The 14,098-nt window shown below is 39.0% G+C and carries 14 protein-coding genes; 4 read left to right on the forward strand and 10 right to left on the reverse strand.

Annotated elements, in window-relative coordinates:
* Positions 1-271: 271 nt before the first annotated feature.
* The 5 genes from ACZBKJ_RS01850 to ACZBKJ_RS01870 form a co-directional block, all read right to left on the reverse strand.
* Positions 272-1,690, reverse strand: coding sequence for a ribonuclease E/G (locus ACZBKJ_RS01850; RefSeq protein WP_463199217.1), 1,419 nt, complete (start codon positions 1,688-1,690; stop codon positions 272-274).
* On the reverse strand, positions 1,683-2,273 hold the full coding sequence (locus ACZBKJ_RS01855; protein WP_463199218.1) for a Maf family protein: 591 nt from the start codon (positions 2,271-2,273) through the stop codon (positions 1,683-1,685). Before ACZBKJ_RS01855 ends, ACZBKJ_RS01850 begins: the two co-directional genes overlap by 8 nt.
* A 41-nt stretch (positions 2,274-2,314) precedes the next feature.
* Entirely contained in the window at positions 2,315-2,806 is a 492-nt protein-coding gene (gene mreD, locus ACZBKJ_RS01860; RefSeq protein WP_463199219.1) for a rod shape-determining protein MreD, read from the reverse strand.
* Entirely contained in the window at positions 2,803-3,678 is an 876-nt protein-coding gene (gene mreC, locus ACZBKJ_RS01865) for a rod shape-determining protein MreC (RefSeq protein WP_463199220.1), read from the reverse strand. The genes mreD and mreC overlap by 4 nt, the downstream gene beginning before the upstream one ends.
* A gap of 66 nt (positions 3,679-3,744) precedes the next feature.
* A complete protein-coding gene (locus ACZBKJ_RS01870; RefSeq protein WP_463199221.1) occupies positions 3,745-4,776 on the reverse strand; it encodes a rod shape-determining protein in 1,032 nt (343 codons plus the stop codon).
* 388 nt (positions 4,777-5,164) lie between these two features.
* Here ACZBKJ_RS01870 and gatC point away from each other — a divergent pair, with 388 nt between their 5' ends.
* From gatC to gatB, 4 genes are all read left to right on the forward strand, one after another.
* On the forward strand, positions 5,165-5,455 hold the full coding sequence (gene gatC / locus ACZBKJ_RS01875; RefSeq protein ID WP_463199222.1) for an Asp-tRNA(Asn)/Glu-tRNA(Gln) amidotransferase subunit GatC: 291 nt from the start codon (positions 5,165-5,167) through the stop codon (positions 5,453-5,455).
* 18 nt (positions 5,456-5,473) lie between these two features.
* Entirely contained in the window at positions 5,474-5,989 is a 516-nt protein-coding gene (locus tag ACZBKJ_RS01880; protein WP_463199223.1) for a hypothetical protein, read from the forward strand.
* Positions 5,990-6,149: 160 nt separating this feature from the next.
* On the forward strand, positions 6,150-7,622 hold the full coding sequence (gene gatA, locus ACZBKJ_RS01885) for an Asp-tRNA(Asn)/Glu-tRNA(Gln) amidotransferase subunit GatA (RefSeq protein ID WP_463199224.1): 1,473 nt from the start codon (positions 6,150-6,152) through the stop codon (positions 7,620-7,622).
* Between the two features lie 108 nt (positions 7,623-7,730).
* Positions 7,731-9,203 (forward strand): Asp-tRNA(Asn)/Glu-tRNA(Gln) amidotransferase subunit GatB, encoded by a 1,473-nt coding sequence (gatB, locus tag ACZBKJ_RS01890; protein WP_463199225.1) that lies wholly within the window; start codon positions 7,731-7,733, stop codon positions 9,201-9,203.
* A gap of 85 nt (positions 9,204-9,288) precedes the next feature.
* Here gatB and ACZBKJ_RS01895 read toward each other — a convergent pair whose 3' ends face one another.
* The 5 genes from ACZBKJ_RS01895 to ACZBKJ_RS01915 all read right to left on the reverse strand — a co-directional run bounded on the left by ACZBKJ_RS01895 (position 9,289) and on the right by ACZBKJ_RS01915 (position 14,055).
* On the reverse strand, positions 9,289-10,242 hold the full coding sequence (locus ACZBKJ_RS01895) for a ribose-phosphate pyrophosphokinase (protein WP_463199226.1): 954 nt from the start codon (positions 10,240-10,242) through the stop codon (positions 9,289-9,291).
* Positions 10,243-10,419: 177 nt separating this feature from the next.
* On the reverse strand, positions 10,420-11,133 hold the full coding sequence (gene purC / locus ACZBKJ_RS01900; RefSeq protein ID WP_463199227.1) for a phosphoribosylaminoimidazolesuccinocarboxamide synthase: 714 nt from the start codon (positions 11,131-11,133) through the stop codon (positions 10,420-10,422).
* Between the two features lie 19 nt (positions 11,134-11,152).
* Positions 11,153-11,431, reverse strand: a complete 279-nt coding sequence (locus ACZBKJ_RS01905) for a hypothetical protein (protein WP_463199228.1) — start codon at positions 11,429-11,431, stop codon at positions 11,153-11,155.
* Positions 11,432-11,440: 9 nt separating this feature from the next.
* Entirely contained in the window at positions 11,441-12,346 is a 906-nt protein-coding gene (dapA, locus tag ACZBKJ_RS01910) for a 4-hydroxy-tetrahydrodipicolinate synthase (protein ID WP_463199269.1), read from the reverse strand.
* Positions 12,347-12,432: 86 nt separating this feature from the next.
* Positions 12,433-14,055: an HsdM family class I SAM-dependent methyltransferase gene (locus ACZBKJ_RS01915; RefSeq protein ID WP_463199229.1), complete on the reverse strand. Its 1,623-nt coding sequence runs from the start codon at positions 14,053-14,055 to the stop codon at positions 12,433-12,435.
* Between the last annotated feature and the right edge of the window lie 43 nt (positions 14,056-14,098).

The following is a 14,098-nucleotide window of genomic DNA, read 5'->3' on the forward strand; positions in this document are numbered from 1 at the left end:
TAATATGATTTCAGTCATTATTTAATCAATTTTTTCAAAGCATTTTTTTAGACAAAATAAAACTTTCCTATTAATCTAACTTTCATTAGTAACAGGAAATTTAGATTTTGAAGTGCCAAAAACGATGCTTCGGCTGTGGCGTTGTTAATATTTACCTAATTTGGAAGGCAAATATATCAAAGGATAAATACAACGCTAAACTAAAAGTGCTGACATTATACATGTTTTTTGATAAAAAACAAGTTATTTTATCTAAATTTTTAGCTGAAAGTTATAAAAACTTTAAGGTGTATTGTTCAGGCAAATAATCTGCCCTAGCCTGTAGCGTTGGTGATAATTTACTTTGTAGATTAAGCTGGCTTAACAACCGACTTTCTTGCAAATATTGAATCACAGCTAAAGAAGCATCAATATTTATTTGTTGATAATTTTGATCATGCATTGGTTTTTCTAATATTTTTTGAATAATTTCAAAAGCAATGGTTTTAGCACTCTTAACTTTGCCGCTACCCTGACAAGTAGGGCAAGTTTGGTTTAAATAATTATTTAATGTGTCTTGCTGTCTTTGGCGCAATAAAATAGCAATGTCTGCTTTTTCAACATAGGTGATTTGTGTATTTATTTTATCTGTTGTCGCTTTATATTCTAATAAATTCAAAACCTCTTTTTTATGGTTATTTGATTTCATATTAATAAAATCGATGACAATAATACCGCCAATTTTTCTTAAAAGTAGTTCATAAAAAATTGTATAAATTGCTTCTATATTAATTTTTTGATAAATATTCAAAATATCTTTGGTTTTTGAACCCGAATTTACATCAATTACTGTCATTGCTTCGGTCTGTTCAATCATTAAAAAACCACCTGATGGTAGATCTACACGATGATTTAAAATATGATTAAAATATTTTTCCACACCAAATTGTTCAAATAAGTTTTTATGTGGATAGTAGTGAATATTTGGTACAAAATTATAAAAAAATTTATTGGCAAAATCAATTACTTGATTATATATTAGCTGGTCATCAATAAAAATATTAGCATCTGATTCAACTTCGTGAATCTCTTGTAAAAAAATAGGTATCTGCTGGTATAATAAAGCAGGTTTTTTATATTGAGGTTTTTTTTGCAAAATGGATTGCCAGATTTCACTTAAATAAATCAGCTCATTGATTAAATCTTTTTGGTTAGCATCTTGTGCCTGGGTACGAATAATTAATGTGCCTTTTATTGACAAATTACTTAATGACAATATTTTTTGTTTTAGATTATTTTTAATCGATTTTTTGGTGATTTTATGTGAAAATCTTATGATAAGTTCTTTAGACTGACCTTCATTATTTGGTAGATATAAAAAATAACGTCCTGTCAATGATAATAGCATCGTTACCTTAATGCTTTTACTAGATATTGCATCTTTTTGCACTTGAACTAAAATTCGCTGACCTGTATAAAATCTCTGCAAATCGGTCGATTCAGCTATTTCTAAAAAGGCCATTTTCGCTAAACCAATATCCACAAAAATGGCTTGCAAATCAGGCAAAATTCGAGAGATGACACCAAGGTAGATATCACCCAAATGAATATCATCAGCATATTGCAATGATAATTTTTCAACCGTCTGATTGTTTAAATACACCATACGGGTCTGGGTTAAGATTTGACTAATTAAGATTTGTCTAGACATAATCTTTTGTCATTTGATTGATTAATGCCAAAGTTTGCGCGAGTGGTAAGCCTACAACTGCTGTGTAACTACCATTAATTTTTTCCACCCAAGCTCCGCCAATTCCCTGAATGGCATAAGCCCCTGCTTTATCCTTTGGCTCACCTGTTTGCCAATACCACTGCTTTTGAGCATCCGTTAAGGTGATAAATGTAACTTCTGTTTGTGATTTAATGATTTTTTGAGCAATAATTTGCCGATTTTTGACTACACTAGCACAAACAGCGGTTAAAATTGTATGGGTTTTTCCTGATAGTTTATCCCACATCAAAAAAGCATCGGCTTGATTTTTAGGCTTACCTAAAATCTCACCTGTTGGTGCAATCGCAATGGTATCGGCCGTTATTAACATTGTCAATTCATGGTTCAGTAATGTACAGGCCTTTTGAGCTTTTGATAAAACCATGCGCTGGCTATATGTTTGAGGGGTTTCATTTGGATTTAACTGTTCATCAATTTCTGCACTCAGTGTATCAAAGCAAACACCTGCTTGAGTTAATAAATCAATGCGTCTTGGCGATGTGGAGGCTAAAACAAGTTTCATTAGATAGTTTCCATTTGATAATCTTTATTAAGTAACATTTATCAATAAGCTCTATCTTTGTGCTGACCATTAATCCAATATAAAGGAAACCAAAACAAAGGAAATAGTGTAATACTGCTCATCAAAGACCCAAAACCTATCCAAGTAAATACATGATGGGAAAATGCTTGTAATATCCACAATAAAGTTTGATAAATCCCAAGCCCAATTGCCGCAAGAACCCATGCTTGGATTAATGTTAATTCCTTAGTGTATAACAGCATAAATCGCAGCGCAAATGCCATTGCAACCGCACAAAACGCCTGATGCCCCAAATGTGTTCCTAATAACAAATCGCAACTTAATCCCACCAAAAACACCGCCCAAACCGACATCATGCTTGAACGATACATAACCCAAAAAGCCAGTACCATCACCAAAAACATGGGGCGAATGCCAAAAGTGTATTTTAGTGGATAAACATTGAGCATGGAAGCCACTACAAAACTGGCTACCATACCTACAATCAAAATGGTCTTAGAACTTGAATTCATGATGCGTTAGCACGCTGGGTGTGAGCAGCTGACTGATTTTTAGTGTCATCTTTAGGTTGAAGAATAAGCACAAAATCGCTGCGCAAAAAATTAGCTGCTGGCGTAACACGAATATCAGCAAAATTATCAGTGTGAGTGGTGTCAATTGCAGCGACCTTACCCACCTTATAACCTGCTGGCATACGTCCACCAAGTCCCGATGAAATCAGTTCATCGCCAACTTTGACATCAGCAGTTTTAAAAATATAATCCAAACTTAAACTGTCTGGCATGCCGCCACCAGAAACCATGGCTTTTTGACCAGTACGTGCCACCACCACCGCCACGGATTGCTGCTCGTCAGTTATCAATAGCAGACGACTGGTGTCATCATAAGAATTGATAATCTGTCCTAAAATACCATTTTCATCAATTACCGTTTGACCAATTTCCACACCGTCTTTTTTACCTTTATTTAAAATAACCACCTGTTTTAAAGGATTGCTATCAGTGCCAATGACTTTGGCAAGCATTAAATGATGGGTGTTGGATAACGTTGTATTTAAAACACCATTTAATCGAGCATTTTGTGCAATTAAGGTATCTTGCACTTGCAGCCTAGCACGCGCTTGTAATAATTCAGTTTGTAAACGAATATTTTCACGACGCAAGGCTTCTTTTGAATATGCAGTACTCTGAGCGTATTCCATCATATAAGATGGAATAACAGACACTTGGTAAATTGGTTGCATTGACGCATGACTGGCACTGCGAAAAGGAGCAAACCAATGTGAATTTTGGCTGTCTAACAACATCAAAACCAATGCCAACACCAAAAATCCAAGTGTCATACGGATATATAATGGTTTTTGGGAAAAAATACTCGGCAACATTGCCAAACCTTTATCAGTATAAAATCAAATAATCATCAATAAAAACAGCAAATGCTGTTTTTATTACTAAACAAAGATAAGATTCAATGACTTATCATGAATAAAGTCTAATGCTTTACCACCACCACGGCTTACACAAGTTAAAGGGTCTTCAGCAACAAAAACAGGCAATCCAGTTTCACGTGATAGCAATTTATCCAAATTGCGCAGCAGCGCTCCACCACCAGTTAACACAATTCCGCGTTCAGCAATATCTGATGACAATTCAGGTGGGGTTTGTTCAAGCGCTTCTTTTACACCTGTTACGATAGATGCTAAAGGCTCAGCTAACGCTTCTTGAATTTCACGTGAAGTCACTGTAAATGTCTTGGGCACACCTTCTGCCATGCTACGTCCGCGTACTTCTACTTCCAAATTATCTTTATCTTCATAAACTGCTGTACCCACTTCCACTTTAATACGCTCAGCAGTGGTTTCGCCAATAATGCAGCCGTGGGCTTTTCTTACATAATTGATGATGGATTCATCAAACAAATCGCCACCCACACGAATAGAATCTGAATATACACAACCTGATAAAGCAATTACGGCAATTTCTGTTGTACCACCACCAATATCCACCACCATGGAACCACTAGCATCATGCACAGGAAGTCCTGCCCCAATTGCTGCCGCCATTGGCTCTTCTAGTAGATGCACGCTGTTTGCACCTGCTGAACGTACCGCTTCCTCAATAGCACGGCGCTCAACCAAAGTGGATTTACAAGGTACACAAACCACAACATTAGGGTCAGCCAAAAAGCGTTTGGCTTTAACCTTGTACATAAAATGCTTCAGCATTTTTTGGGTAACTTCAAAATCAGCAATCACCCCATCTTTTAAGGGGCGAATTGCAGTAATATTATCAGGGGTACGCCCCAACATTTGTTTAGCATCAACGCCAACAGCGGCAACTGTTGGGTTTTGGGTGCGATTTGCTCGCAATGCAACGACCGTTGGTTCATCAAGTACCACGCCCTTACCTGGGGAAAAAATTAAAGTATTGGCAGTACCTAAGTCAATCGCGATATTTGTGGATAAAAATCCGAGTAAGTTCATGGTTTATTTCCAAATTTTTTTACTAAAACAACAAATTTGCGATAATTAAAACAATAAAATTGCCCAAAAATTATACAAATTCTAAAAAGGTTAAGAAATGGTGCTAAATTATACCTGATTTAGACCAAAAAAATCATAATGATTTACTAAAAAAATCATCAATTTGCAATAAAATTTGTCAAAAGATAGAATTTGGTCAGATAAAACATTGATTTTTTACTCAATGTTACAAATTTTATAAAATCCGCAAATTACAAATATTCACTAAACGTTTATTTTCAGTGAGTTTGTTTTACAAATTATTTAAATAAAATTTTGTAAAAATGGTAAATGTAAATATGGTAAAATTGCCAAATTAATCCCTTATTTTAAATCTTTAGGATTATTTATGACAACTTTAACCACTGATGATATTTTGACATGCGCTCGTTTATCTCGTCTTTGTATTGATATGGATACCGCACAAAACTACGCAAGCGATTTACAAAAAATTTTAACCATGATGAGCGTATTGTCTTCGATAGATACGGACAATGTTGCACCACTTGCCAACATTCACGAAAGCTGTCAGCCGTTACGCCCTGATGTTGCTGATGCTCAAATTGACCGAGATGCTTATCAAGCCATAGCTCCAAGTGTACAAGATGGCTTGTATTTAGTTCCGCAGGTGATTGAATAATAAAATAAGTTATTGGTCATGAATTGGTTATCTTGTCTGAAGGTTTTATTATTAGGTATGGTAATGGGCTGTCATCTTGCTTGTGCTGATTTTAATATGCTTATTAAACCATTGACACACCAAACCCAAAATGACAAACAACCGCTTCATCAGGCTCAAAAAATCTATCGTATTTTAGCCAGTAAACAGTACAGCAAACTAAACGTTCATATTCACCCAACCCAAAGGGTGGGTTTTATGATGTATGCTTACACCACCTCCAACCAGTACGTTCGCCGTTTTTCAGATACCAACAAAGTATTTAACCAAAAAGATTTTAATAGATATTTGGTAGAATCCAAAATTCGCTTTACTTGGGGACAAAAAGACGGTTCTGGTGATTATTTAGTAACTTCTTTAGCAAATTATCTAGATACTTGGGTGCATGCTGATACATTAAAAAACCCAACCATTCACATAAAACACACTCAAAAACTTAGTAATCATTTTGATGATAGCGCTAAAGCGTATTGGGGCACTGTGGATTTTTCTTGATAGCGGTTCGCAAAAATGCGATTATATGGCTTGGCGACTGTTGCGACTGGTTTTTAAAGATTATTAAAGCAGTTATTATCTAATTGCTATTATTAACGGCGAATGGACGGTTTGATTTCGTCATTGTATTTACAATATTATTTTATTTAAGTGTCTTATTATGTCAAATTTACATACTCTATCTGTTGATGAAATTGTTTTAGGTCTTGCCAAAAAAGAATTTTCTAGTCTTGAGCTGACCAACTGTTTACTTGAGCGCATTCAAAGTCATGACAAAAATATTAACAGCTTTATTACATTAACTGCTGATATTGCACAAGAAAACGCCAAACTTGCTGATAGTTTACGAGCCAATGGTGATAACCGCCCTTTGCTTGGTGTTCCTGTAGCACACAAAGACAATATGTGTACAAAAGGCGTACTAACGACCGCAGGTTCAAAGATTTTATACAATTTTAAATCACCCTACGATGCTACCTTGGTAGAAAATATTGCCAATGCTGGTTTTATCAACCTTGGTAAACTCAACATGGATGAATTTGCCATGGGTTCAGATAACGAAAAATCCTACTATGGCGCAGTACACAACCCTTGGGATTTACAACGTGTGCCAGGTGGGTCATCAGGTGGCAGTGCAGCAGCAGTTTCGGCAGGGTTTGTGCCTGTAGCAACTGGTTCAGATACAGGCGGCTCAATCCGTCAGCCCGCTAGTTTTTGTGGGGTTACAGGTATTAAGCCCACTTATGGACGAGTGTCTCGTTATGGTGTGATTGCCTACGCATCCAGTCTTGACCAAGCTGGTTCGTTTGGTAAGTCTGCATTAGACTGTGCCTACTTACTTCATGCTATGTCAGGCTATGACCCCAAAGATGCTACCAGTATTAAAATTGAAGTTCCTGATTTTGTTAAAGAAATTAAAGCGGCTCCAACCGACAATCAACCGTTAAAAGGTTTGCGCATTGGCATTGCTAAAGCCTACTTTGGACAAGGTTTAAATGCTGAAGTAGAAAATCAAATCCGTAAAGCTCTTGCCACTTATGAAGAGCTTGGAGCAAGTATTGTGGAAGTAGATATTACCGACCCTGCAATTACTTTAGCAACTTACTATCTATTAGCCCCCGCCGAAGCGTCATCTAATTTATCCAGATATGATGGTGTGCGATTTGGTTACCGCTGTGAAAACCCAACAGATTTGCAAGATTTATACACCCGAAGCCGCTCTGAAGGTTTTGGCGAAGAAGTCAAACGCCGTATCATCATGGGAACTTATGCGCTTTCAGCAGGCTACTTTGACGCTTATTACACCAAAGCCCAAAAAGTGCGTCGCATTATCTTAAATGATTTTAAACAGGCTTTCTCAAAATGCGATATCATAGCAAGCCCTACCGCTCCAACTACTGCTTATAAATTAGGTGAAGACTTAGACCCTGCTAGTATTTATTTAGGTGATGTTTATACCATTGGTGTCAACCTAGCAGGGCTGCCAGCGTTATCACATCCTGTAGGTATGGCAAATGGCTTGCCAGTTGGATTGCAACTGATTGGCAATCACTGGGCAGAAAGTGAACTTTTAAAAACTGCCCATATATTTCAAGCAAACAGTGATTATCATCTTAGCATGCCAGCTTTATAGAAAACTTGATAACAATCGCGATGCGTAGTTGCGCATTGATAAACAGTAAAGAATTTTATGATTGCATAAGTTTAGTTTTTTTAAAAACTTAAATTTTAGGAAGAAATTATGACCCAACAAGCCCCATTAATTGATGGTTATGAAGTAATTATTGGTATTGAAATCCACTGCCAACTCAACACCCAAAGCAAAATTTTCTCAAATACACCAACCGATTTTGGAGCCGAAGCCAATACTCAAGCCACCATCGTGGATTTGGGATTTCCAGGAGCATTGCCCGTTCTGAATGAAGGCGTGATTGAACGTGCGTTAAAGTTTGGCTTGGGTGTCAATGCTAAACTTGGGCTTTATAACACCTTTGACCGCAAAAACTATTTTTATCCAGATTTACCAAAGGGCTACCAAACCACCCAAATGGCAAACCCAATTGTTGGTGAAGGTTATATTGATATTTTGGTCAATGCTGGCGAAAAAAACGAATACACCAAAAGAATTGGCATTACCCGTGCCCATTTAGAAGAAGACGCAGGCAAATCCGTTCATGACGCTGTACCCCAAATGACAGGCGTAGATTTAAACCGCGCAGGCACGCCTTTAATTGAGATTGTCTCTGAACCAGATATACGTTCGGTCGCTGAAGCGGTCGCTTACGTCAAGACCATTCATGAATTGGTTACTTGGCTTGGTATTAGTGATGCGGTCATGGCTGAAGGGTCGTTTCGTGCTGATATTAACGTTTCTGTACATAAACCAAATACACCATTTGGCACTCGTTGTGAATTAAAAAACCTAAATTCGTTTCGCTTTATTGAGCGTGCAATCAAATCAGAAATTGAGCGACAAATTGACGTGCTTGAAGATGGTGGAAAAATCATCCAAGCTACTCGTTTGTATGACCCAGAAAAAGATGAAACTCGCGCTATGCGCACCAAAGAAGAAGCCAACGATTACCGTTATTTTCCCTGCCCCGACCTACTTCCTGTCATGATTTCAGATGAAACCTTGGCAAACGTTAAGGCAGATATGCCAGAACTTCCCAGCTCTCGCAAAGCGCGTTTTGTCAGCGAATTTGGTCTTTCTACTTACGATGCCAATGTACTCAATGGCGGGCGTGAGTTATCAGATTATTTTTTACAAGTAATTGATTTAATTGGTAAAAATAATGCAAAAGTTGGTGCAAACTGGGTGATGGGCGAACTATCTGGGGCCTTAAATAAAGCCGATTTAACCATCAATAAATCCCCTATTAGTGCCGAACGCCTTGCAGGTCTTATTAATCGCATTAACGACAATACCATCAGCGGCAAAATCGCCAAACAAGTTTTTCATTTGATGTGGGAAAATAATGATAAAACAGCCGACCAAATCATTGCTGAACACGGTCTAAAACAAGAAACAGATACTGGTGCAATTGAGACCATCATTAAAGAAGTGCTTGATAATAACCCAAAAATGGTGGAAGAATATAAATCTGGTAAAGAAAAAGCCTTTAATGGGCTAGTCGGTCAGGTTATGAAAGCCAGTAAAGGCAAAGCCAACCCATCAGCAGTAAATGAACTGATGAAAAAGATGCTTGGCTAATCATTCTAAAATAATACAAAACCCACATGATGTGGGTTTTGTTTTTTGGTGCTGATTTAAAACATTTGTTTAAAAATTTTTGCAATTAAACGTCGTAATCAAACATAGCACTGATGGATTCTTCATTATTGATACGACGCAAGCTTTCAGCAATCATTGGAGCAATGGAAACTTGGCGAATTTTTGGGCAATTTTTTGCTTTTTCTGTTAAAGGAATGGTATCGGTTACCACAATTTCATCAAGGGCTGAATCACTAATGGTTGAGATGGCATTACCCGATAATACAGGGTGGGTGATATAACCAACAACACGGCGTGCGCCTTTATCTTTTAAGGCTTTGGCGGCTTTACACAATGTGCCTGCGGTATCTACAATATCATCAACAATCACACAATCTCTATCTTTGACATCGCCAATAATATGCATTACCTCTGATTCGTTGGCTTTAGCGCGGCGTTTATCAATAATCGCAAGGTCTGCATCCCCTAGTGATTTTGCCATAGCACGAGCACGCACCACACCGCCAACATCAGGTGAAACTACCATCAAATTTTCGTAATGTTGTTGTCTTAAGTCATTCAATAAAACAGGCGTACCATATAAATTATCTACAGGTACATCAAAAAAGCCTTGGATTTGGTCGGCGTGTAAATCCACCACGGTTACTCGGTCAATTCCGCCGATGGACAGCATGTCAGCTACCACGCGAGCAGAGATTGGCACGCGAGCAGAACGGCTGCGGCGGTCTTGACGAGCATAACCAAAATAAGGAATCACCGCAGTGATGCGTCCTGCGCTAGAACGGCGAAGTGCATCAGCAAGCAGCACCACTTCCATCACATTATCATTGGTCGGCGCACAGGTCGGCTGTATGATAAATACGTCTTTTCCGCGAACATTTTCTTTGACTTCAACAGCAATTTCACCATCAGAAAAACGCTGAATAACAGCTTTACTTAAAGGAATGTGAAGATGATTGGCAACGGTTTGGGCAAGCTGGGGATTGGCGTTGCCTGAAAAAACAGCCATATATGACATGACAAAATCCTATGCTGGAAATAATAAAGTTGCAATCTATGGACTAAAAGCAAGGCTTATCAATCCAAGACCAATTGGCGGGTTAGGGATATATTTTAGCATTTTTGGCTTAATATCGCCATATTTTTCAAAAGACAAAACCAGTCTGATAGACTGGTTTTGAAGAAAATAAATTCATTAATCCAATGGTACACCGATACGGCGGGCGACTTCTTCGTAGCCTTCCACCACATCACCCAAACCTTGACGAAAACGGTCTTTATCCAGTTTTTTCTTAGTTTGTTTGTCCCATAAACGGCAGCCATCGGGTGAAAACTCATCACCAAGCACAACCCGGCCATGAAATAAACCAAATTCCAATTTAAAATCTACCAGCATTAAATCTGCTTTGTCAAAAATTTGGCTTAAGACTTCATTGACTTTATGAGTCAGTGCGTGCATTTGAGCAAGTTCATCGGCACTGGCATAACCCAAAGCAATAGCGGTTGATTCAGATAGCATGGGGTCGCCCAATTTATCGTCTTTATAAAACAGCTCATACGTTGGCGGAACCAAAGGCTGACCTTCGGTTAAGCCCAAACGCTTTACCAATCCGCCTGCAGCATAATTGCGCACCACGCATTCCACAGGAATCATTTTTAAGCGTTTAACCAATACTTCATCATCGGATAATTGACGCTCAAAATGAGTTTCTACACCTGCTTCTTGCAGTTTTTGCATAATAAAAGTATTAAAACGATTGTTTACTTTTCCCTTGCGGTCTAACTGAGCAATTTTTTCACCATTAAACGCTGAAGCATCGTTGCGAAAATGTAAAATTAGATAATCTAAATTATCCGTTTCATAAACGGATTTGGCTTTGCCCGTATAAAGTAGATTTTGTTTTTGCATAAAAATTCTCTCTTTTAATTTAAGGAGTTACGCTTGGTGGTCTAGGAAGCTGATACTGTGTGCCTTGAGCGTTGGACAGCTCTAAAGTATTTTGCGATTTGGTTGGGATGACAGGGTATAGTGGCATAAAATCACTACTGGCTTGATTTTTAGGTAATTTAATCGGGTCTAATTGATGGCTTTTTTGATAGTTTAATGTGCCATTATTGCGTTTATTTAACACGCCTTTAACGCCAAAGCAGCCCGACAAAACCACGGCAGTAGCTAAAAAAATGGTTGTTATTTTTATCATCTTCATAAAATCCCCTTATAATAATTGAGCTTTTTGTAAAGCGTCATCCATCCGCGCTTGATTGGCTTTGGATAACCACACAAGCGGTAAACGAATGCCCGTATCAATTTTGCCCATTTTGTATAAAGCGTACTTGGCAGGCTGAGGACTGGATTCGCAAAATAAATCTTGATGTAAATGCTTGATGGTATCATTTAATTGGTTGGCAGCGTCAAAATCTCCTACAAGCGCCAATTTGAAAATCTGGCTCATTGCTTTTGGAGCAACATTAGAAGTAACCGAAATATTACCCTTTGCGCCCAATCTCACCAGCTCAATGGCGGTTGCATCATCGCCAGACAGTACAACCAAATGGTCTTTAACGGCATTGATAAGTTTTTCACCACGAGCCAAATCGCCCGTTGCATCTTTAATGGCAACAATGTTTTCAATCGTCATCAAGCGCTCAACGGTTTCTTGGGTCATGTCCACCACCGTACGACCTGGGACATTATAAAGCATTTGTGGCATATCCACCGCCTCAGCAATCGCCTTGTAATGCTGATAAATACCCTCTTGGGTGGGTTTGTTGTAATACGGAACAACTAGCAGTGCGCAATCTGCTCCAACTTTTTTGGCAAACGAAGTCAGTTCAATCGCTTCAGCAGTATTATTAGCGCCAGTTCCTGCAATCACAGGCACTCTCCCTGCTACTTTTTGCACAAAAAATTCAATCACTTTACAATGTTCTTCCATGGATAGTGTTGCTGCTTCGCCCGTTGTACCCACCGCCACCAAAGCATCCGTGCCTTCTTGGATTTGCCAATCAATTAATTTTTCTAATGCTGGGTAATCCACTTCTCCTGTTTGGGTCATGGGCGTAACCAATGCCGTAATTGAGCCTTTAAGCCTTGCTTTAATCGCATCATACGTTGTCATAATCCACCTAATGTGATTGCTCTAATTTAAACGGATGTTAGTTTATCACATTTTTATTGCGCTTAGGGGGTAAAATTTGGTAGCGAAAATCATTTGCTACTATTTATTACCGATTCATTAAATTTCAGCGTTTGCAGCTTTTCTTTAATCTCTTTTTCCAATTCGGCAGATTCTAAAAAGAGTTTGTCCAAATCCGCCGAAAATCCCGCCATTTTCTGCGAAAATTCATCGGCGGAAATATCCACATAATCTATCTTTACCTCGAAATACTGCCCCGCCGACAGGCTGTAGTTTTTGGCTTTAATTTCATCGTAGCTGACCACCACGCTGAAATCTTCCACAGCCTGTTTGTGCGTGAAGGTATTACAGATTTTTTGTTCTTCTGCGCGGGAGAGTACGGTTTTTTGGTTTTTGCCGTCTTTGATTTTTTCGCCCAAGCCCGATGCGTCGATTAACACCACTTCGTCTTTATTGGCTTTGTCGATAAACAGAATAGAAACGTTGGTTCCCGTGGTGGCGAAAATATTGGAAGGCATGGACACCACGCCGGCGAGCATTTTGTTTTCCACCAAATATTCGCGAATTTTTTTATCGATACCCGATTGAGCCGTGATAAAGCCCGTCGGCAACACAATCGCCGCTTTGCCGTTTTCTTTCAGGCTAAACAAGATATGCTGGATAAAAAGCTGGTAGATTTCCATCTTATCCGTATCTTTTGCCTTGATTTTCGGGATACCGGCAAAAAAGCGTTCGCGGTTTTCCTCGCCTTCCAGTTGGTCGCGAAAATCGCTGAAATCCAATTTAAACGGCGGATTGGAAACGATGAAATCAAATTTTTTCAGACGACCTGAAGCGTCTTTATGGGCGGGCGACAAAATCGTATTGCCTTGAACCACATTATTCAAAGAATGCACCAAATTGTTCAAAATCAGATTCAGCCGCAAAAGATTGGACGATTTTTGCGAAATATCCTGCGTATAAATCATACATTTGTCTTCGCCGATGGCATGGGCGACGTTCATCAACAGCGTTCCCGAACCAGCCGACGGGTCGTAAACGTCCACACTGCGGATTTTCCCGCGCACGTCCTCCGGCACCAAAATATCCGCCATAATCCGCGCCACCGCGTGCGGCGTGTAGTATTCGGCATATTTGCCGCCCGAATTACTGTTGTAGTCTTTAATCAGGTATTCAAAAATCGTGGCGAAAAAGTCGAATTTTTGCGCAAAAATTGCCTCGAAACTGAAACCTGCCAGCTTGGAAATCAGCGCGCGGCAGAAATCATCGCGGCGGCCTTCATCGGTAATATATTGACTGATACGCTCGAACAACACAATTTTCGCCCCGCCTTCGGTTTTCACCGAAAACAGTTCCGCATTCTGCGCGGCAATATCGGTGAGTGTATCGTCAAAGAGTTTGGCAAAGTCTGCGCCGTTTTGTCGCTCGGACAGATATTTTATGGAATGTTCGGGCTTCAAAACGGCGGTTTTTCCCTCAATATCCATATTGACGAACTCGATTGGCTCGTCGGGCTTTTCTTTGCGAATTTGTTTAACTTCGAAATCGTATTTGTCGTTTAAGAATTTATACAAAAAAGCCTGACTGATGATTTTGAACTCGTTGCCATCGTTACCTAAGCCATAGTTGGCGCAAATGGTTTTTAAGCTGTCAATCAGGGCTTTGGTTTGTTCGGTAAAGTGTTGTTCGGTCATTTTTTATCTCGTTCTTTTTATTGTATCGGTCGGATTCTTGAAT

It is taken from the genome of Moraxella sp. I5G (assembly GCF_055193055.1).

Excerpts from the sequence above, each read along its gene's own strand:
- gatA (WP_463199224.1), top strand. The coding sequence starts at position 6,150 with ATGTCAAATTTACATACTCTATCTGTTGATGAAATTGTTTTAGGTCTT.
- ACZBKJ_RS01915 (WP_463199229.1), bottom strand. The coding sequence starts at position 14,055 with ATGACCGAACAACACTTTACCGAACAAACCAAAGCCCTGATTGACAGC.
- mreC (WP_463199220.1), bottom strand. The coding sequence starts at position 3,678 with ATGTTGCCGAGTATTTTTTCCCAAAAACCATTATATATCCGTATGACA.
- ACZBKJ_RS01870 (WP_463199221.1), bottom strand. The coding sequence starts at position 4,776 with ATGAACTTACTCGGATTTTTATCCACAAATATCGCGATTGACTTAGGT.
- gatB (WP_463199225.1), top strand. The coding sequence starts at position 7,731 with ATGACCCAACAAGCCCCATTAATTGATGGTTATGAAGTAATTATTGGT.
- ACZBKJ_RS01850 (WP_463199217.1), bottom strand. The coding sequence starts at position 1,690 with ATGTCTAGACAAATCTTAATTAGTCAAATCTTAACCCAGACCCGTATG.
- ACZBKJ_RS01855 (WP_463199218.1), bottom strand. The coding sequence starts at position 2,273 with ATGAAACTTGTTTTAGCCTCCACATCGCCAAGACGCATTGATTTATTA.
- ACZBKJ_RS01880 (WP_463199223.1), top strand. The coding sequence starts at position 5,474 with ATGAATTGGTTATCTTGTCTGAAGGTTTTATTATTAGGTATGGTAATG.
- purC (WP_463199227.1), bottom strand. The coding sequence starts at position 11,133 with ATGCAAAAACAAAATCTACTTTATACGGGCAAAGCCAAATCCGTTTAT.
- ACZBKJ_RS01895 (WP_463199226.1), bottom strand. The coding sequence starts at position 10,242 with ATGTCATATATGGCTGTTTTTTCAGGCAACGCCAATCCCCAGCTTGCC.
- gatC (WP_463199222.1), top strand. The coding sequence starts at position 5,165 with ATGACAACTTTAACCACTGATGATATTTTGACATGCGCTCGTTTATCT.
- mreD (WP_463199219.1), bottom strand. The coding sequence starts at position 2,806 with ATGAATTCAAGTTCTAAGACCATTTTGATTGTAGGTATGGTAGCCAGT.
- ACZBKJ_RS01905 (WP_463199228.1), bottom strand. The coding sequence starts at position 11,431 with ATGAAGATGATAAAAATAACAACCATTTTTTTAGCTACTGCCGTGGTT.